Raw genomic sequence first — 21643 nt, 5'->3', positions numbered from 1 at the left:
TCTTCCAGCATTTCTCAACTGAAAGTTCCATAATTCGGCAAATATAATGATTGTTTTGATTATTTATTGATTATAAAATCCAGTAGATATGTTCGCATAAACACAAAAATCATTGAATGTCATCTACACACTCAATGGCTTAAACTATTGGTATTACTCAGTTTGATTTTCTTTCGAGCTTAGCGACTACCTCACAATGCCTTGAGTGGGTGAAAAAGATGCCGTTTGGACCTAGTGGGGCCTTGGCGGCCCTTACTTTGTCATCAGATTATACAGAACCTGCGCCATTTGCGCCCTTGTGGTTATCCCCGCTGGTGTAAGCTTTCCAGCGCTCCCGTTGATAATACCGGTTTCAACCAGCAGTGACATGGCTTCCCTGGCCCAGGAAGCTATTTGTCCCTCGTCTGTGAAGTCAGAAAGCGATTTGCTCCGGCCAACCTCATTAGAATTCTTCATCTCAGGCAACTGCTTTATTTCTCTCAAAGCATTACACAGCAGAGTAAACATTTCCTGCCGTGTAATAGTTTTTTCCGGAGCAAACATGTTATTTCCCACTCCCGCGGATATACCAATCCGTTTTGCCGCAGCCAGATAACCGGTATAGTAGTTGCTGCCGGCATCAGAGAAATTGTCCGTGGGATTCTCGTCTGCCTTTATATCGCAAGCTCTCATCAAAAGAACAATAAATTCACCCCGTGTCAGCGTGGCTTCAGGACTGTACCTGTCATTGCCTGTACCCCGGGTAATATCTCTTGCCGCGATGAAACTCACAGCATTATGATACCACGCATTTTTTGCTACGTCGTTGAAGTACACAGGACGATAAGCCACAGCATATTGGCTAAAATGGGTGGTGGAGAAGGTCACTGTGCCTGTGACCGGAACATAACGCCCGTTAGGTACAGATACCGCATTACCGCTTCCGTCTATGTACCAGATCACAATGCTTTCAGGGTTTTTCAGCTCCTCGGCTGTAGGTGTATAGGATATACTCACTATCACAGGTGCATCAGGATTATTCCAACCCACCTGCTCGCCATTTAGCGTAAGGGTAAGGGATACGATGGGACGATCGCCAATAGCCGCCTGGATATCCTCCGGAAGCTTTGATTTGTCGAACCTGTCAATGGTAATCCCTGCGGTTTTTCCCTCCAGATTTTCCATGCCCGTCAGCATTCCGGCAGGGACGCGCAGGCTCCCCAGCTCAGTGGAAACCGTGACGGCTGCTCCAGTATACGGGCCGGCAAGGGCATTGGCTGGCATCTCCAAGGTATAGCCCTCCGCCCCCGGAATCACGGGTAAATTTAAAGCTACATCTGTGTTCCCGGTGAAAAGCTCCTGGGCCAAGGTGCCCAGAGATACCACTGCACGACTACCCCTCTGGAGGATGCTCAAATTCTTTTGCTTGATACCGTCTATGGTCAGCTCTGCAACGAAATTGCCAGATTCACCGCTACCAGGTTTACTCGGACTAACTGGATCATCATCTCCGGGATCGGTACCCTCATCCAGCCTCGTATTTTCCACATTGAGTGTGTAGATGGCTTTAGTATCGCCCCTCGTCACCGTGATGACAAAAACCGTGGTTCCATACGGCATGGCAATGGGTTTTGCTATTGACACCGGAACGCCGTTTTTTGTAACTGAAACGGTGGATTCCGGATTTTCCGCCACAGCGGTGAGTATGGTTTGATTAAGGCCGTAAGTCTTAAGATGATACTCAAACACGCCGGGGTTAAATTCCATGGGGACACCGGTAAGATTCAGCACTGAGAGCAGGGAGCTTTCCCCTGATACACGGGCAAAGATCACATCTGTCGTGTAGCCGGTATGGTTAAATTGAACGCTTGCCCTTTTGGACTCTTCGCCCGGTATAGCCAAAAGGCTGCTGCCGCCTGAGGAGCTGTAAGTCTGTTGCGTATCCAGCGCATTACCATTTTCATCCCGAAGGGTAACAATAATGTTCCCGTTATTTATGGGCTGCATGGAGTTGTTAAATGCCTCCACCTGTACGGTGGTCTTTCCGTCAGTAGTCTCGGATAGGCTCGCCAGCGATACTGAAGTACCGTTTTTTTCAATCAAACTGTAAATATTCACAAAATCCATATCGTTGGATATGTCTGCATCTTCAATAATATTTCCGTTCTCGGCCAGCACTGTGCGGAACAGCAGCCACGCTCCGCCGTCAGGAAGCTCTCCCCTTTCATCATGAAGCTGTTGCAAATCATCCTCGGTCAGGGTAACATCCACCGATAAAAGACTGTTGTTGAGTATGTCAAAATCATCCCCTGAAACGGTGAGCGTTTTTAGAGGTGACCCCTCTGTAAAATCGGAGCGATCCCAGACTTCCAGCTTCACGGTGTGCGTTCCTTTCTTCAGATCGGCAAATGAAGTATTCTGAAGCAATACTCGGAAACCGCGCTCCCGCTGAGTCTCCTTGGTGCTGTCTATTTGATAGATGCCTACATCAGGAGTGCTCAGCTTTAAAACGCCTGTATGGCTATAGGTATCGCCTGATTCTCCAAATTGTGCGGTAATGGAATAGGTTGCATCGGCTATGGTTTCAGGCACCGCATAAGAAACAAGATAGGTTTTGGACTCGCCCGAAGGAATAGCTTCATCCTCAAATGCGAAGGGTTTCCCAACCAGTTCAATATTCAAACCTGTGATGGTATCGATGCCGTCATTTCTAACTGTGAACAGAACCGGCATATCCAGCCCCGGCAACAGATCGGCGTATGAAAAATCGGGTTCCTCCATAGAAATCGCGTTCTTGTATTCGGAAACGGCCGTGGCAAGGGTTGATTCCCCGCTTGCCTCGGTCAGGAGCATAACGAAATGTACCTTTCCTGTATACGGATCTACCCATGAATCCAGAGAATCCAAGGTACGGCCTTCTTCAAGCGCCAGCAGCTTTTGCTTTCCAGAGGGGGAAACGGTATTGTCATCCGACACAAGAAGCTTTGTTCCGAAAATATTGTATGCATAGGTACCGTCTTTGTTCTCATCCTCGGGTTGGCTCCAAATCAACGACAAATCCTCAAGCTTGTTCACACCCTTGGTGAACTGGAAGTTTGAATAATAGGCAGCACCGGTGCTGTCGGACACCTCCAGTGAAAATTCAGGGTAAAGTGTTCCATCTTGGTTGACTGCAACCATCTGAACGGTGCTTTCAGCGCTCTCTGTTTGCGCGTTCCAGCCAACAACAAACCGCTTTACTCCATCATGAAATTCTGCAGTAGTGATTTGAGGATTCACATCCTTGGTCATATTGTCGGTCAACCTGAGGGTCCGAACAACCTCCCCGCTTGTATCAAGCACAGCGCAGATGATTTCCGAATCTCCATCCTTCTCAGCGATCTGATATACGATTGCCGAAGTACCATCGGGGAGTACGGCTGTATTTAAAGACTGTACTCTGTTTATACTGCCGTCGTAAAGGCATTTGGCTTCGCTCCAGCTAGTACCATCATAAATCGAATACATTATATAATCGCTGGTAAAGTCCAGGGGATTATCCATACTGCCCAATGTGACACTTCTCCAGGCCGTTATAGCTCTGTTTCCGGAGGCTGCCGTTACAGGTGCAAGATCGGGATTTTCGTTGTTGGTAAGACGGGTGGAAGTAAATACTCCATCCTTGTATATGCCTGCTATGATCTCAGAAGCTGCAAGACCGTTTATGGCATCCTCTATGGTGGCTTCACTTCCTGCTTCGGCGCTTATATCTGTAAAGCTTCTTACCCAGGCGGCTGAAGCACCTTCCTTAGTTCCTGAAAAGGCAGGAGTACTGTCAGGATAGTCGGATGCATCAATTTCTGTTCCTTCTTCAGAGAAGCTGCCTGTTCCATCCTTCACTGCGAAAAGTATGGCAGTGTCTGAAAGATCTTCACTACCCATATCGGACAGGTAAACTATCATCTCACCGTCATCAGATAGCTGGGGAGTGGCGTCAGGATAAGCATTGGTCCAAATAGTCTTCAAGTCCTCGGAAGACATCAGAGCAAGCATTCTCCTTCCTGCCCCTGTTGACCCCCATGTGCGCTCATAGGCTTCCAGGTAGGAACGATCCTCGAAAGCAATACTCTCCTCTACAGGAACAAGAACGGCATACTCATATTCACTTCCATCAGGAAAAGCCAGAAATCCTTTTGCCTTCTCATTTCTGTTATCGGTAATCTTCTGCTGTATCCTATTGTAATCATTAAAATTCCAGCTCTTTTCATAGTCAGCCAAAACGTATTTGTCTTTATACCATATGATTCCAAGCTTTATTTTAAACTCAACACCAACCTCACCTCTAATTTTCAGTTGCTGTCCGTCCATCCTAAGTCCGTTGCTGTCGGTGTACCAGAGATGGTTCTGCTCGTGCTCTACAAAGCCGTAGCCCCCGGCTTTGAATGACGCAAATCTATACTCAAAGCCCACGCCACCAAATCCGTATATTGAAAACACCGGGCGTAAACGCGGAATATAGGCCGTCTCCTTTCTGACCTGGCTGTTGAGTATGGTAAGCCCGACTTCAGCAGTCATATTGTATTCGAATGTGGCTGTAACCGGTATGAATGATACCCAGCCGTTATAATCATAATAGTAGGTTCCTCCGGCACCTAAATAAAAGTCCCCGTACATGAGGCTGAGTTTCCATCTCTGTACCTCAGCATCAAAATAAACAAGGCATTCTATGTAAGCACCCCCGCCGTATCTCTTATACTTCCCACGGCTTTTATTCATCTCTTCCTTGGCTTTTTTAAGATATTCACCCTTTGCCATTGCTTTCACATCGCTGAATCCGGGCAAGAAGTTGAAGCTTGATTTTTCGCCGCTTCCCACAAAAACCCCTGAAGGGTTATCCTTGCTGTAGCTTCCGACGGCAAACCGGATAATACCCTTGTAAACCAACGGATCATCAGTAGCCTGGATCTCAAGTCCTAAAGAAGACGTATCAAGATAATGCCCCGACAGGATCCCAAGTGCATCCTTCACAGCATCCTTATTTTCATTAAAGCCAACATTCCCGGCGTTCTTTGTCAGATCCCACAATGACTTGTAGAGTTTAAAAAGATCTCCTTCCTCACCATATGTATTGCTTTCCAGCGAACCCTCCATATTGGGTACTCGTGAAAGATCCTGAACTTCAATGAATTTTGAGAGCTTTATTTGCTCATGACCGTCAAAGGCATTGATTACTGGATAAAAACGGTGTATTTCCCCCGGCCAATACTTGGTGCCCGAAATATAAGAAACCATCGATCTTATATCGCAGACAAAATGCAAGGTTACGTTATCAGAGAATGGATATGCGTGCATTACTTCACCCATTGATGACACATACCCATAAGAACCGGTGGAATCCAACATAAGTAATATATAGTCAGTGTCTTTGAATTTCGGTATCATCACTACCATATCCAGGACAGCGCTCTCAGGCTTTTGAGCTATAACGATCCGATCGGCGATGGATTTTTCCTCCCCGTCAATGGTGATGGTCTGAGAAATGACTATGGCACTGTTTTGTATTGAAGATGCATCCGAAGGCTTTATTCCCTGTTTCAGGTAAACATCTCCAAAAGAAGATCTTCTAGCTTCCTTAATCGCATCATTATCAATCTTTATGTAAAAAGGCAAATGTGAGTTATCAGGAAAGCTTATTTCTAATACATAGCTGAGTTCATCCGAAGGCTCAAGCTTGTCAGTAAAATCGGATGGGTCAAAAGGAATGCCATAAAAGCCCTCCGCGTATGCTCCCACGATTTGGTCGGTATTGCCCATTTTCCCGTTGATCGTTGTTTTTTCCTGGTACTTATTGTTTAAATAGGCCCCTCCCCGAACCACAATATCACGGATATAGGGAGAGCCAGTGGTCTCATCATAAAGCTCTAAAGTAAGACCTAAGTGTTTTTCCGGAAGCTTCACAGTATTTACCGGGTACAGGTTAAAAGCGCTTGCGCTATTCTGATTTGCCATCAATTCCGTATAGTAGATATCCTCAGAACCATATACATTTTCGGCACTGCCTGTCGGGAAGATGTCAACAGAACTTCTGATACCGGTTTCCTCATAAACACCTACCTCTCCTGTGAATGCCACTGTTTTTGTTTCACCCCTTCCATTGGTATAAACCAAATTACAGGGTACATTCGGATAGACTCTGAAAAAATAAAGCTTGTCGTTCAATGGCTTTGTTGTTGCAGTCATGGATTTGGTCATTCCTGTAAGAGTATGGGTGGCAGTCACTACAGAGCTTCCGGAGCCATCCCCGATTAAAACAATGGGGGTTCCCGGAAGGAGTACGGGATTGTATTCATCATTGATACGCTTGCCGTCATGCCAGAGAGAAACACTCTCACCTTCCACCTTCCATGTAACCCGGTCGGCTATTGAACTCCATGCATAGGATTTGTCATCGATTTTTATTGTTTTTATTAATTCCATTCCAAACATGGCACGATTTTGGAGAAAGTTTATAGTTCTCATAACCTCTCCGTCTTCAAAATCGTAGCCCATTATAATTTCATCATGCGCCAGAATGCCATTCACAAGTATTTTCATAGCAGAAGCGTTATAGACATAGACATTATAAGAATCATAGGACCATGCCTCATCTGAAGGATTCTTAGCCTTAAGGTTCACCGTGTAAACATCTAAAAGACGGCTGCTGTCAACGGTGCTGACATTGACAGTCACAGATCCTACCGGTTCAGGGGATGCCACTGCTTTGACGGGAGCAGCCTCGCTGTTTTTAGTAACGGTGAGTTCATATTGGGTATCGGAGGTTTTGTTTTCAATATTAAAGGCCGCTGTAAAGCCACCGGCGCTGTCCAGAAGGTATACCGATTCGGGGCGGATCAGCGAGGCTTTTGCAGGCAGCTGACGTATGCGGATATTGGCCTCAGCGGTCATGGTGATACCTGACTGCAGATCCCTGGCGCTGATTTCAAGAATATAACCGTATTTGGTCCTCTCTGTGGCCCGAGTGAGCAGGCTTCCGGGCACAGTATAGCTATTTAGCGGCGCCTGAGCGGTAGCCTTTCTTGTCTCGGTTGACAATATGCTGCCTTTACTCATATAGTCACCGTCATAGACCGCCTCATAGAGCGTAAAGGTGTAGGCTGTTTCGGTTCCTGAGCCGCCATATAGTTCATTTTGAGTAGCCAGATTGGAGGAAAAGCTGATTTTTGCGTCGCTACCCATCAGAAGATCCTGATTTTTTATACCATTGGGCACATAGAGGTAGGCATCCTGGGCTTCCAGCACTGTAAGGATGCGGCTTTTAAAGCTTACCACATCCTCGTTAAGAGGATTGGTCACCGCTAGGGTAAAGAAGACCTGGCCGATACCCGTTAATGTAATATTACCATTTGCATCAATCGTGGCAACGCTTTCATCGCTGCTGGACCAATTGAAGTATTCAGAGCCTATCCAGGTGGCGTCAACATTGAGGTGATAACCCAGCGAAAGGGAACCTCCCGCATTTTTAAAGATTTGGTCTGCCGGTGGCCAATAGGTATAATCCAAGGTAATATCTATTTCATCGTCCACAAGGATAAGGGGCTGAACAGCGTAAAATATGACCAGGCTGTCCACCAGCCCATACCCGCTGCCGGTATCCATGTATATCTCCAGAGCATAGTACGCATCCGCGCCTGAGTTGTTTTCGGGTGCAGTGAAAGAGCCCGTGAGTCCAGTGACTCGCGTTGCGTCTGTTTGGATGGTCAGAGGAATATCTATCGTGCCTTCCGCGGTTATGGCTCTGGCTTTTACCGCAGTTGAGATATTACCCTCTCCTAACCGGGATGCTTCGTTAAGCCAGTTACTGAGCCGAGTATCCGATTTAAGGGGAATCGAGACAGTTGCCGTCATATTGCGGCCGGTCCCCTGTTCGAGGCTGACCGAAGGCTCTGCACAGTAAGCAAAGGTACGCCTTGGATCAAAAGAAATATCCACTGAGGTGCTGACACTTCCGGAAGCTTCCTGAGCTTTCCCCGAAAGGTCCACGGCACCGGAAATATCGGTGACATTGATAGTAAAGCTCTCTGTATTCAGAGCCTCATCCCCTATCCGATAAAGGAAGCTGACCCTTTGGGAGATTGTGCCCGTCCCCTCCATCGGACTCAGAGTTTGACCGTCAACTTTAATGGTAATGCTGTCGGGATGGACCGGTTCGCTGAATGCAATGGTTACCGGAATTTCATCCCCATAATATGCTTGAAGTATACCGGTTGAAATTTGCGTAACCACAGGCGCTTCCTCGTCGGTAAAGCTTACCTGATGCTGCAGGTATTGTCCCGCCTCATCCGAAAATGATGTAAAAATGGCGGCAGCCGTGGTAGAATTGATATAGTCAAAAATGAAGTCCACCTTGTTGAATATTCCATTTGATTCATTTGAGCCAAGATTAATTTCTTCTACTCGAATGCTTTGGGCAAATCCATCGGAGTAAAATGAAGTTTGGCTCTTTGCTTCAAGGCTGATGGGTTGTGACTTGGTTATCCATGCTTCGCTGGGTGGTATGCGTGTATCGTTCCTGGCTTTAATATGGTACGTGACCTCCTGAACCTCGTCGGATTCATTCATGAAATAACCCTGGGGGAGATGGATATGGGTAAACACGCGGCTATCAATCATTTTCCTTACGTCTCCGGATATCTCGGCCGTAAACTTAAGTTCACGACTTTCCGGAGTAGAGTAGACCCCATTTTCCCCTCCAGCCACTTGATCAAAGTCGATAAGCTTGGTATTGGCAGCATTCCTATAGGCTGCTTCATAGTCAAATCCGCTCTCCACCGGCACGGGCACGGTAAGGCTCGCCCGGTTTCCATCAAATAGGGCGTTTTGTATATCGCTGCAATAAATATAAAAGAAGTGCTCTCCGAACCAGTGGGTATTGGGATCATTGGGTAAAGGATAATCTCCACTGGGGTTGTCCGCAAATGGAGCAATTTTTATTATTACATCCTTTTCCGGTTCTGCTTGGGAAAGGATAACCATACCAGTGGTCGTACCAATTAGGTGCCTGTCTTCGGCACTACCTGAAAGCGCAGTATAATTGAATGAAACCGGCTGTTCACCTGGATTCTTCAGAGTGAAGCGAACCACAGCGGATTGGGTATCGGCTTCGGTTTTGCCTGACTTCCCCTCAGTCACAACCTCATAGGATACCCAGGTATTATATGTATTTCCGGAGGGGCTGTGGATCAGAATACCATCCTCCGGTTCGGGGCTAAGCTTAAAACCCTGATTTGTCACAGGAGTCTGAGTTGCTTGAGCCTCGGATAGCAGAGTGTTTGGAATCTTGTAGCCTATATCTGCTTCATTTTGTGCAATGATCTGGGTCGTAATCAGTGTAAATGTTATAGACAAAGTCAGCATTAGCGAAAAAAATCTTTTCATCTTCTTCATTGCTTTGCACTCCTTGAATTTAGACAGAATTTATAATATAATCAAAAATGACTTTATATGACCGTAGTCATGTTTTAAAATAATTATATAATGTTTCATATACAGATGCAACAAAGAAAGGGGTAAAATTTTGAAAAAAGAAGAAACGAGACGAAAAAAGGAGAAAGGCGAAAAGACAAAGCAGAAGCTATTTATCGCCGCCACTATGCTGTTTAATCAGTACGGTTTCAGAGGGATCACTGTGGACAGGATTGTAGAGGAGGCAGGGGTAGCAAAAGGCACGTTCTATATATATTTCGAATCTAAGGATGCACTGATTGCCGCTTTCATTTCCGATTATGTTCGTAAAGTGGACACGGATTACCGAGTTATTTTGGACTCTTTTTCCCCGGATACCTCTTCCTCCCAAATACTATTGGGATTATTCGGTAAGATAGCAGACACGCTTACCGAGATCATAGGCTACACGAGCATGAGAACTGTATATCAACTACTGTTAACCGATGACATAGACGTGGGTGCTGTCAAGGAATATGCCCGGGATCTGTATCAGATATTTACTGTCGTGCTGGAACGGGGTATGGAACGGGGAGAATTCATCTCACCTTTATCTCTCCATGAACTAGCTCGGCATTTTGTAATGGCAATTCGGGGGCTCACATATGAATGGTGTATCAGATATCCTGACTTCGACTTAAAGTCGCAAGCCTTGACGCATTTTCAGATGCTGTTGAATGGCATAAAATCGAGGTAAACGGTCTTCTTAGAATTGGTCTATTCAAGGCCAAGATAAACATAATAGTTTCTTTATACTCAGCATTCCGATTCTCGACTTCTTGAGCTGAATGTGTTACCACCTCAACGTGGCTCGACCTTATGTTTTTAATTACAACAACCAAACATTTTCAACCTATTGGTTCGGTAGATACGAACTGTCAACGATAAATTAAAGTGTATCTCATACTTCTATATAAGGCAAAATAGAACATTAAAATTACCTCCTAACGGCAGTTTGACACCATAGCAAAGCATCCTTTTCTAGTTGCTTTACAAATGCATCCTTACCAGCGCAGTAGCCTTCAATATCCTCCGGGAACCGATAAGCTAGCTTCATTTTTAACTCACCATACTCTAAAGCGATGTCAGGATGTTCACGCAGAAAGTCCCTTACTGCTATATGCCTATTAATATCTTTGTGATTACTTTGCTCAATAATATGAATCTGGTGCGTTCTGTTATCACCGCCTTTGCGGAAATATCTCCGTCCTCCAATACCAAACTCACCCATACACTCATATCCAATGGCTACAAATTCTTCGTTATGCTTATCAACCAAACTAATATTTGTCACTACAGGCATTATATCAATGATTGATTTAGCATGTAACCCTTTAACTGCTGTACTGCCAATATGGTAAATCTCCACCAATATATCCTTCAATATGTTCCTTATCTTCTGTGATTCATTTTCATACTCTAATTCCCAAAAGGGGGCATACGGAACTACTCGTATAAACAATATTAACCCTCCAATCTCATTCTCAACGAATAATATTTACGACATTTTTACGAGGGGCAGCCTGTTTCGGCTCCTCTGCAGCATAACCCATAACGACAGATCCGTAAACAATATGATTTTCGAGAACATCAAGATCTGATAAAATCTCACGGATTAAGGGCATATGTATGAGTCCCGGCAGCTGATTTAGCCAGAAGGAACCTATGCCGAGTGAGTGTGCTGTCAGCATCATATTTCAATAAGGCTCACAACATAAGGATGGGTTTCCGCTATAACAGGTATAGATATAAGGGTCAGGCGAATGGCCTCATTCACTTTTTCAAGTACACTGGTATTCTGAATGGCTGTAAACTTCCAGCTCTGTGTTCCCATCCCGTTAGGTGCATAGCTTCCCGCTGTTAGAATGGTATTTAAATCCTCCTCTGACATCTGAGTCTCCATAAAAGTTCGTATGCTTCTTCTTGTTAATATGTTTTCTATTATACTATTCATTGGTAGTCTCCTTCTTTAGAAAAATTATTCTCGTATTTATCGCTATCTCTATTTTTTACAAGCTGCATATAGAAATCGTCCATAACCTATTTCGGCTACATTTTTCATTAATTCTCCATTTAACCATAATGCAGTATCAGCAAAGCTTCTATCCTCAAGTGGCCATTTTGCATACTGCTGTGATTGATATTCTGCATCCGACATATTGATTAATTTTGCAACCCATTTATCATGAAGTATTTTTATTTCTTCTTTTGCTTTTTCAACACTTCCAGGCCAAGCAATGTCTTCCTTTTTCAAGTTACCATCTCCAAAATTGTAATCTAACGCAGTACTCCACCAATATATAATATGCCACATAACCCATGCAATACTGGACGGTCCAATCTCGTAACTTTCGCTTTCAGGCCAATCTACACTCCATCCATCGTCTTGCTTTCGTATCTGCAGTCCCGTGGAGCAGAATGCCCAAAGTGCCTCTGTCTCCTTTAGATTCTCTGTGTGATAAAGATAAAGTTGCCAGCACATGTCCATCTGAAATAGTATATTTTCTTTTATTTCAATATCTCTCATTGATTGTAACACTCCTTATTTAAATTATTTTAGTATACATTAATTTTTGCCAAAAGAAAAAAGTCTTTATACTTTTAACAGTGAAGCCGCCAGCCAGAACAGACTACATTGACTGGCGACTGCCTTAAATTTAATGTTTCAGATTTATTTTCTTATCGCTAATTTCATAAACCACATCAGCCACATTATCGAGTAGCCGTTTGTCATGGGTGATAAACACTATAGTTCCAGCATACTCCTTCATTAATATTTCCAAAGCCTCTAAGCTTGGTATGTCAAGGAAGTTGCTCGGTTCATCCATTAGCAGGATGTTATATCTACCCATAAGCATTTTAGCCAGCAACAATTTAATAATTTCTCCGCCGCTTAAAGCAGATAAGCTTTTTCCAATATCGTTTTGTTTAAGCCCCATTGATGCTAGAACTGAACGAATTTCTGAAACATTGTAATCACAATCCTCCTGCATAAACTCTAGGACTTTCTGATTACCGTTGCACTTGTAACTATTTTGTGCAAAGTAACCTATTTTTGCCTTAGGTGAAATAGAAATTCCATCTTCATGGTTTAAGATCATTTGGATTAAAGTTGTTTTTCCTGTTCCATTGCCACCAGTTAGCGCCACTTTTGCTCCTAGGGGAATTTGAAAATAGCTTTTTCAAACAGTATCTTATCCCCAAATATTTTAGTAATTTCCGTACCGACAATAGGATATGGATTGTAGAGTGCCAATGCATCACTTTGCCTGAAACGAATCCTGCGAATGTCTTCTGGAGCTTCTACATTTCTTAAGGCCGCAATCCTATGGTCTAGGGATTTAGCGGCATTATGCAACTTTTTTTCCTTACTTCCTATTGATTTTTGATGAGCTAAACGTCCTCCGCCTTCAGTGCTTTGTTTTTTGAAGCACCTTTTGCCTTCTGTTCTATTTTACGAGCCTGTTTTCGCTTTTCCTCCGCAGCCCTTTCCAATCGGCCACGTTCCGCAACAAATTGTTCGTATTCTGCTGCCTTGCTCTTGCGTTCTTCCTCTTTCTGGCGAAGAAAATCAGAATAGTTTCCCCAATATTCAGTGATTTTTCCATCTTTCAGTTCCCATATTTTATCTACTACCTCATCAAGAAAATATCGGTCATGGCTAATAACTAACAGTGCACCTGTAAAATATTTTAGCTGTCCAATTAGAAAATCAATTCCTTCACGGTCTAAATGACTGGTAGGTTCATCCGCTAAAATACCATGCACCTGTGCTGATAAAGCCTGTGCTATTTTAAGTCTTGTTTCTTCACCACCGCTCATGGTCTGTATATTTAATTGCTCAACACCGAGTTTGCCTACAAGTGCAAAATCTTTTTTCTCCTGCAAACTTACTTCGTCCAACTGGGGAATATAGGCAAGTTCACCCAAACGATTAATTTTGCATCCTGCTGGGGTTAATTCCCCTAAAAGCACCTTGAGTAAAGTGCTTTTCCCTGCACCATTTGCTCCTACTAAACCAACACAGTCATAATCATATACTTCTAATTCATCTATATCTAAAACATCTCGCCCCGTGAATTCCACACGAACGTCTTTTGCTTTTAAGATCAATTCCATCTTATTTCCTCCTGTCTATAATCGCATGCTTTCATTTGCTTGTACGCAGGGAAAACCCTGCGATTTCAGCAGGAAGAATTACATGAAAATAAGATACATAAATACCCCTCCAATATTATTTTAAATCTAATTTTCTAACCTCTGTCATCATGGGGCAAACTATAGCAATGCCAATAATTAAAATACCTGATAGTAAAAACCAATGATTTACACCGATTCTATCAGCAAAGAACCCGGAAAGAATTAGCCCAATTGGCATAGAAAATGACATGATACTTCCGGTCAAAGAAAATACACGTCCTAAATATTCAGGCTTAATTTTCTCCTGAAAAAGAGCTGTTTGCACACCGCTATAAAATGGCACCGAAAGCCCCATTATTGCACAGCAAACTACAAATATAACAAATCCACTTGGAGGAAGTATTCCTGAAACGGCTAAACTGGCCCCCATTATAAAAAATGAACCTATTATTAGTAATACACGCTTTTCAAAGCTCCCTAATCTTCCTAATAGTAAGCCTCCTACTAGCATTCCAGATGCAAAAGCTATTTCGGTAATTGAAATATGCATAGGTGTCCCATTAAAGTATTCCATGCTTATTAAAGGAAATAGTGCATTAATTGGCATATAAACAAAAGTATATAGTGTCCCTAAGAGTAATAAGGCAAATAATCCTTTGTTTTGTCTCAGTACGACAATTCCTTCTTTCATTTCTCTTATGAAATTTGGTTTCAAACTTTGCACTTGATTGTTTAGCTTAGGAATGCTTACAATTGCTACCGTAATAGATGCAATCACAGCACCTAATACATCGATAGCAATAATTGCATTTAATTCCCAAACGGAATATAACAATGCTGCAGCCGCCGGACTAATAATATAGCTTATTGACTGCACAGACTGACTATAACCTGCGCATTTCGTAAGCTGTTCTTCTGGTACTAAAAGTGGTGTAACCGCATTTAAAGCAGGGGAATGAAAAGCCGTTCCAATGCTACGGATAAACAAAACTACCATAACCATCCATACAGGTAACTCCGTATACAATGCAACAACAGCCAGCACTGCCCCAGCTGTTGCTATAATTAAATCAGCACCAATCATTATCTTCTTCCTATCATAACGATCCACTAATACACCAATGGCTGGTCCAAAGACCGCATAGGGTAAAAAACCTACTAGCGAAGCCATAGACAAGACCATCGCAGATCCTGTTTTTTCTGTAAGGTAAAAAATAATCGCCATTTGCAGGATGGCACTAGTAATAAGTGAAATTGCCTGTCCTGTCCATATTATAAAAAAATCTTGTTTCCATTTCGAAGTTCTATTTGTCATATTTGTTTTCTCCTTGCCTTTTTGTTTTTGGTTTATTTCTGTTTATAGGCAATAAAAAATGCAGACTAAAATCCGCAGTGCGAGCTTTTAGTCTGCATTTTAACGTAAAAAGACATTGGCAAAAAACGTATAACCTCAAATGGTTACACACACCCGTATCTATGTCTCAACTCGTAAAATAAGTACAACAAAAAAGCCCACCGTTGTGGATGAAACTAACGCTTTTTTATTGCCAGCTTATCTTAAACGAACAGAATACATAGACAGAATGTCCTCCTTTTATTAACTAAGTTCAAATAATTTTATCATAAATAAAATAATACTGTCAATTTCCAAAAACTTAATATAATTTCATTTTTTGCTCTTGTCATCATCAAAATTCCAAATGTCATCTATGAAACGCCCCAAAAATCGAGGCCAGAAAATGCACTTTTTGACCCCGTTTTTTGCCCATTTTTCGCTCCAAAACCACTACATATAGTGGTCAGGCTGCCCTATTTGCCCTCCAAACCACTATTCGTCATCATTATTATACACTCAACGTGCCTTGAGTAGTCAAAAAAGATGCCGTTTGAACCTGGTACCTCCTCGGTGGAGAGGTATATTTCCTGAAATTAGACCGTTTAAAGTTTAATTAAAAAATTAGTATTATCTCCCACAAAATTGCAAGCAATAAAACCCTCAAATATTTTTGAAGGCTTTATTCATTACAATTTAATTTTGTATTTTAACTAGCCTTTCTTCATACATAAAAAAGGTAAAACGTATAATTCTATCCTCCTGATAAACACAAGTGAAAATTTTAATTCAGGCAATACTAAAAACTTCAAAAAGCTTTTGATATAGCATTTTTTTAGTAAATTTATTCGTTTCTTTCACATTCCGCCAGTATACCAATTTTACATTTCTTTATCCACTTCATTCCAAAATCTATAAATAGGATATTCTCTAAATCCTTTCTGTAGTTCTTGCTCCATTTTTTCAAAATGTATTTCAGCAGCCATTTGATCTCCAAGCAAAAGGTACGCACCTGTAATAACATCCTCTCTCATAGGATTGTCTGCTATTATAGTACAAAGTTCTTTTACCTCATCTATATTCAGTTCACGCTCTCTACGAATAACTTGCAAATAGTTGAGTATTTTTATTTCATAGGGAAGAACTAATTTATCTTCTTGCAAAATCCATTTTGCCAAATCTTTTGCCACTCTTAATAATTGTGGATTCTTTATGATACTCTCATCATAAGCCAATAGCATCATCAACAAATCATTGTTTGCTCTATCAAAAATCTGTTTATTTTCTTTTTCTATCAACTTATATGATGGTAATATGGAATCGTAATCTATGTTTCTTATTTGCAAATACTCATCTTTTTGCAAGGCAGAGTATAAAGACGTTCTCAACTCTTCACCATCTGGAGTTTCATAAAATAATGCAAAATTCGAACAGAAAAAGTCATAAATGTTATAGGTATTATTCGAATCTATGCATTTCTCAAATATAAGCATCAACTTTATATTAGCAATACTTATATAACATATTGTTGGCAAATCAGGCTTTAAGTTTGGTACGGGTTTTTTGTCAGCAAAAGCAATGACTAAATTATGAAATTCTCGTCTTTCCTGTTCAGTGAGTTCATTAATGTTAATATCATCATCTATATGGAGAGTATCAAGTACAGTTACCATTTTTAAGTAGTATTCGAGAGATTTCTTTTGCTCGTCTACATTTATTTTTCCAATTTCATCATCTGATAAATCAAAAGGTATCTTAACATTGTCAATGAAAAAACATTTTTCGTTGACAATGTTTATAAAAAATTCTAAATCTTTTACACGTTGTCGAAGCATAGGTGAAGGATTATAGTTAAATTTAACAAGTTTAGTATTTTCATTTATTTCTATAGACAAACTATCTCCTATTTTTACAACCGTTCTCTCTAGTGATTTTATACGCGAAAATTTACTATAGAACTTTTTCCCACTAATAGAGATAGCCTTTAATTCCTTTTCCTTTATAAGTAAATTCGTAGGAATAACATCAACAGGATGAGAAATATTACTACCTTTTATATCAGCGTATAAATATACTTCATTTTCCAAAAAAGCTTTGTATATATCATTTTTCGTTTTACCATATCCATACCCTGAGACTGTCAGTGATAGCTGCATGAGCAAATCCTGTCCTTCTAATCTTTCTATGTCATCAATAGAAAATATATCCGTTTTAGAAAAACTAGCTTGCTTTTTACTATTGTTATCGAAATTCAAAAAAATTGTGGCTTTCCTATTATTATCGTTGGGAAACTCTATAAATTTAAGGTTTTTTGTTTTTTGTTTTTTAAGTTTTTCATTGTCAGTTTTCTTTATTCCAAATATATGAGACTTTAATTTTACAGGAGTTAGAGTTTGGTAATATATCTTTTTATTGATTCCATCTTTACTTATATATACAACGAAGTAAATTACCCCTCCATCGTGAAGATAGTTGTTCATATCAGCAATACTAACTGGGTAGGATATTTCCGACTTAGAAAAATCATCGCATATAATACCTTTTACTTGTACAGGTACTCGTCCTGCTAGTTCACTCTTCTTTTTGCTTTTGACATTATAAATGTAAACAAATCCATCCCAAGATGGTTCTTTATCATTGTCTGCAATATATTGATCAAGAAAGTCAGAAACAACGATGCTATCACGAACAGCATTAATCGAGAGCGTCTCTATAGTTTTTGCATCCATTTCATCCTCCTCCAATTCTTCTGTGTAGAACCATAATTATCTACCTTAATCTATCTTGTGAATCCATTTACGTTTTGGTGACTAGATAGATTTCTCGAAAATATTACGTAATAACCTTTTTGGGAATTTTTATACAACAATTTGCAGTGCATTATTATCACATATATAACTTAACTTTCCCTGTTTTTCATCACTTGCTATGTACGTTTAATTGTACTCAATAAAACCTTCAAATAATTGTGCCTTATTTAAAAGCTTTATTCGGCACAATTATTAATCTCATTAAAACCCAATTGACTTCTGCAAACACCAGGTTAATATATCTTCTGTCATTCTCAAAAACATCAATGTGGATTGGCAACCCTATAACTCCAAAACATAAAAAACCTGCCCCAAATAAAGGTACGGTTTAATAGGGAAACTTATTGAACCATACCGCAAACCGATACGTAACAAAGTAAGAAAAGCATTGGCTTTAAAAAGATAGAGCTTTTCTTGTTTGGCTACAACTTCGAATTGTACTTAAACATCGCTGAATGCGTCACACTGTTCTCACGAATGTAAATGGAAAAGTTATCAGCGCCACCACAGATTATCATACAACCGAGCAAGCAGTGCGATTCGTTTACTTCGCTGATTGTGCAGAGTAGCCTTTCATCAGCAGAACCCATCTCGGTGCAACTTCCGGGGTGGCTGTGCCATTCACCGACATAGCTAAAACTGTTGTAAGTTCGCTTCGCTATTTGTTGAATCTGTTCCGGCAGATTCTCACAACCGCGAATATATGAGGTTGGTGCTTCAATGCTGTCATCCGGTGAAAAAATCATATCGGCTAGGTAGATTATCTTTCGAGAAAAATCATATTGCCCAATAAGCACTCCGCCTGTTTCGTTCGGCTGCCGCTCGGTGCGCTTTGTTTGCAGAGATTGCAGTAATGAACTGCGCATAAAAACTCGCCAATCTCCACAAGAAACAGAATGCCATCGTTCACCATTATACCTATCGGCAACTATGCCATCATCGCTGATACTCCATATCACAATATTCGCAGATGTGGCTACCTGAACCCGCTTCAACTCTTTACTCGCAGCGGCGGCAGAGAGCGCAATGTACTCTTGTGAAATCCTGCTGGTAATGTCGCGACACGAAGTGGCGTACGCGATTGTCGATGGGCGGCTGTAGTATTCGGCATAATCATCTTTCCCCGCCAGTATTGAGTTCAACTGCATCTCCAATTGATCAAGCGTAACTTTACGTTCTGCGTCCTCGCACAGCATAACAAGACAATTGCCGTACGGATTTAAAAACAAAGAAATACGACGAGCTTTTGATTTTACATCAATGGCAAGCATACGCTCCACTGCGATAGATGTGGAAACATCCACAATCACATCGGCGGCATCAAGAGCCTCTACAACTACGCCGTTTGTGGGGTCGAGCACATCTGCGACAATGGAGGAAACCTCTGCATCTTCAAGTATGGTTTTGGCGTAGCTTTCCAATGCTGTTGCCTTTGGTTGACCGATTGAATTAAGGGCAAGTATATGCCGGGCAAGGTTATGCGGAAATACCACATCTTTGTCTATAATCGTCCATTTTCCAAAGCCGGAGCGCAGGCAATTATCAAACAGCTGAGAACCCAAAGCCCCTGCCCCGACGAGAACGTAATTCAAGTGCTTATAGCCGACTTCGATGCCGTTATAAATTTGGGCAAGTGTAGGCGTAATTGCCCAATGAAGATTGAGTTGACGAATGACTATGTTCTCGCCCAAATTATTTTTTCCGGTATCAATAGGCTTATTACCAACTTTGCCTTTCTTATTTTTATTCCCGTTCGTTCTTGCGCGTTGGATTCCAAAGTCATGCAGAACATCTCCGAATGTCTTTCCTTCGGTTAAAAACACACGATAATCTGACCACTCGACAGTCCCGGATTGCTTTCTTCTTTGAGGAATGTTCAAGGTTATAATGCAGGGACAGCTAAACAGTGCTGCCGTGCTTGCGAAAAGACTTTGAAATTTTTTCGGGTTGTGCCGAATGTTAAGGATTGACCATAGCTCACTTGTAAGTTGTTCAGCAAGTTGTTTGGCCGAAAACCACTCTAATAATTCACGCAATGTATTCGGTGGGTGATGGATAATATTGTCCGCACTCGGCTGTAAGCTCAACCTGATAATTACATACAGACTTGTTCCTGTGCGGTAGGCAATATGGGAGACTTGGCACAACATAAGCCTTCCGTTTTGACGAATTTCTCTGAATCTCGCAAAGTTCCTGTTAATGTGCCGTGGGTTGACGATAATCACATCTTGCGTCCCATAGAAAAATGGCTCGAGAGGTTGATCATCACGATGAAGCTCACCACGGGCAGTTTTTACAAACCATTCATTGATACATTCTACAATAAACCGCCCATTGAGTCTGTACCTTATTTCGGAATACGACAAATCGGTATAACAAAGATACCGCTGTTTGCCATCGCGACTGACCATAAGGTGCGGTACTGTTGGAAAGTCTTCTCGTACATCAACTTGCGGCAATTCTCCGTCCTGAACAGATATTGTTATCGGTTCGATTCGGCGGATTTCATAATCAGGATACTGACATAGTCCGGCGATTTCATAATCAAGTTCCAAAATATCAATCACGCCGTTAGCGTTGCTGTCTTGCCAAAATTTGCGTAGCAAAGCGCGATACGGGTCACCGCAGCCTAATGCGACCAGTATCTGCTTCGTTAGCTCGTATGCCGGATTGATTAAAATGGTTTCCATTTAGCCTGCCCTCGGTGCCGGTGAAGTAATTATCGGGCTCGTCGTGAAAACTTTTCTGGTTATACCATGAAAGTCGATTTCATACACAAGCGGTTGAGGATTGCGTTCATTGGGATACTCCATCGTTGCAAAAAACTCTTTCCCTCCACTGTATTCTATGTAGGCATCTCTTGCCTGAAAATGAGGGGGCTGAGTGTCGTCCTCGTCGACATCGCTGAATGCCCGGCACGACGCAATCATTACGGAGTTCTGTTGAGCATAATCGGACAGGAGCCGCTTGATGTTATCTGATGTTTCGGTAATCTTATCGCCACGCTCGTCAGCCAGACCTGTGTGACTGCAATGGTGCGGTATGTCGTAAATATCCCAGTAAAGATAATTCTCATTACCCCCATTCTCTGAACGCTCGACTATCTTGTCGAGAATTTCGTGCGGCGTATCGCCTGTTATAAAGATAGTTGTTGTGCGTGAAAAATTCGCCAACCTCAGTTGCAGGACAATAGACGGGTCGTTACGGTCTTCAACCTCATCAGAGTCTTCCGAAAAGGGTGCATGAACAAACACCTCAAGCTCGTCGCCTAAGCTGTGGTCTGCATTTTTCAGTAGCGTTCCAGCGTGTATAATGGAGTTCTCGCTATCGTCGGTTGACAAGCCATTATCCTCAAGCCATTGGTCGAGCTTATCCGGCTCGGCGAACACTTTAATGCCATAGCCGTTTTTCAAGCGGTGCCGAGCTTCCTGTCGTATCACGCGGGCATCTTCGCAAACATTTGAATCAAGCACAAACGCTGATGACACCCAAAGCTCCTTGATTTGCACCCGCCCATCACCCTTATATTTGTCGGCGTGGTCAAACTCAAAGAAGTCTTTCGCGCCCTTAACGTGATCATCGTGGGCGTGGCTGAACATCACCACATCGAAAGACTTGTGCTTTTTGAGCGCGGTCGTGATGTCGTACCGTTTATCTCCGGCTTCGTCTGTGCTCATAGCGGCGTAGTCCATTAGCATTTTCTTGCCGTTGGAGAGTTCCAACAGCACGGTTTCCGCGTTTCCCAGCGGGTAGAATGTGATTTTCTGACTCATAGTTTCAAACCCCTTTCTATACAGGTAGATTGCTGCTGCTTTCAAGTATGTGTTTACATTCTTTCCGTCCGACTATCAAAAGCGTTGAGAATGTAGCCCGCTTTCTTGGGAAGAAACGCCTCAATCGC

The 21643-nt window shown here is 42.1% G+C and carries 9 protein-coding genes and 1 pseudogene; 1 reads left to right on the top strand and 9 read right to left on the bottom strand.

Annotation, left to right across the window (positions count from 1 at the left end; all coding sequences use genetic code 11):
• Positions 1 to 252: 252 nt before the first annotated feature.
• Positions 253 to 9402: an S-layer homology domain-containing protein gene (locus tag T344_RS0123205; protein WP_027630683.1), complete on the bottom strand. Its 9150-nt coding sequence runs from the start codon at positions 9400 to 9402 to the stop codon at positions 253 to 255.
• A 130-nt stretch (positions 9403 to 9532) separates the two neighbouring features.
• Between T344_RS0123205 and T344_RS0123200 the strand changes: the two genes are divergently transcribed.
• Positions 9533 to 10156 (top strand): TetR/AcrR family transcriptional regulator, encoded by a 624-nt coding sequence (locus T344_RS0123200; protein WP_027630682.1) that lies wholly within the window; start codon positions 9533 to 9535, stop codon positions 10154 to 10156.
• Positions 10157 to 10396: 240 nt separating this feature from the next.
• Here T344_RS0123200 and T344_RS0123195 read toward each other — a convergent pair whose 3' ends face one another.
• The 8 genes and pseudogenes from T344_RS0123195 to T344_RS0123160 all read right to left on the bottom strand — a co-directional run bounded on the left by T344_RS0123195 (position 10397) and on the right by T344_RS0123160 (position 21515).
• On the bottom strand, positions 10397 to 10921 hold the full coding sequence (locus T344_RS0123195) for a GrpB family protein (RefSeq protein WP_027630681.1): 525 nt from the start codon (positions 10919 to 10921) through the stop codon (positions 10397 to 10399).
• 228 nt (positions 10922 to 11149) lie between these two features.
• Positions 11150 to 11413 (bottom strand): nitroreductase family protein, encoded by a 264-nt coding sequence (locus T344_RS31645; protein WP_242842131.1) that lies wholly within the window; start codon positions 11411 to 11413, stop codon positions 11150 to 11152.
• Positions 11414 to 11461: 48 nt separating this feature from the next.
• Positions 11462 to 11986 carry a DinB family protein gene (locus tag T344_RS0123185; RefSeq protein ID WP_027630680.1) on the bottom strand — a complete coding sequence of 175 codons (525 nt, stop codon included), beginning with the start codon at positions 11984 to 11986 and terminating at the stop codon, positions 11462 to 11464.
• A 130-nt stretch (positions 11987 to 12116) separates the two neighbouring features.
• Positions 12117 to 13578 (bottom strand): annotated as a pseudogene (locus tag T344_RS31430) (Msr family ABC-F type ribosomal protection protein).
• A 115-nt stretch (positions 13579 to 13693) separates the two neighbouring features.
• The gene (gene mef(A) / locus T344_RS0123175; RefSeq protein ID WP_027630679.1) at positions 13694 to 14914 is read right to left on the bottom strand and encodes a macrolide efflux MFS transporter Mef(A); all 1221 of its coding nucleotides are present in this window, start codon (positions 14912 to 14914) and stop codon (positions 13694 to 13696) included.
• Positions 14915 to 15813: 899 nt separating this feature from the next.
• Complete coding sequence (locus tag T344_RS0123170) at positions 15814 to 17661, bottom strand: hypothetical protein (RefSeq protein ID WP_027630678.1); 1848 nt, start codon at positions 17659 to 17661, stop codon at positions 15814 to 15816.
• A gap of 503 nt (positions 17662 to 18164) precedes the next feature.
• A complete protein-coding gene (locus T344_RS0123165; RefSeq protein WP_027630677.1) occupies positions 18165 to 20432 on the bottom strand; it encodes a ThiF family adenylyltransferase in 2268 nt (755 codons plus the stop codon).
• Complete coding sequence (locus tag T344_RS0123160; RefSeq protein ID WP_027630676.1) at positions 20433 to 21515, bottom strand: ComEC/Rec2 family competence protein; 1083 nt, start codon at positions 21513 to 21515, stop codon at positions 20433 to 20435.
• Between the last annotated feature and the right edge of the window lie 128 nt (positions 21516 to 21643).

The organism is Ruminiclostridium cellobioparum DSM 1351 = ATCC 15832 (assembly GCF_000621505.1).
GTDB lineage: Bacteria > Bacillota > Clostridia > Acetivibrionales > DSM-1351 > Ruminiclostridium > Ruminiclostridium cellobioparum.
The sequence above is the reverse complement of the archived record's forward strand: the minus strand, read 5'-3'. Positions and strand labels throughout refer to the sequence as shown.

Excerpts from the sequence above, each read along its gene's own strand:
- T344_RS0123205 (WP_027630683.1), bottom strand. The coding sequence starts at position 9,402 with ATGAAGAAGATGAAAAGATTTTTTTCGCTAATGCTGACTTTGTCTATA.
- T344_RS31645 (WP_242842131.1), bottom strand. The coding sequence starts at position 11,413 with ATGAATAGTATAATAGAAAACATATTAACAAGAAGAAGCATACGAACT.
- T344_RS0123185 (WP_027630680.1), bottom strand. The coding sequence starts at position 11,986 with ATGAGAGATATTGAAATAAAAGAAAATATACTATTTCAGATGGACATG.
- T344_RS0123170 (WP_027630678.1), bottom strand. The coding sequence starts at position 17,661 with ATGGATGCAAAAACTATAGAGACGCTCTCGATTAATGCTGTTCGTGAT.
- T344_RS0123165 (WP_027630677.1), bottom strand. The coding sequence starts at position 20,432 with ATGGAAACCATTTTAATCAATCCGGCATACGAGCTAACGAAGCAGATA.
- T344_RS0123160 (WP_027630676.1), bottom strand. The coding sequence starts at position 21,515 with ATGAGTCAGAAAATCACATTCTACCCGCTGGGAAACGCGGAAACCGTG.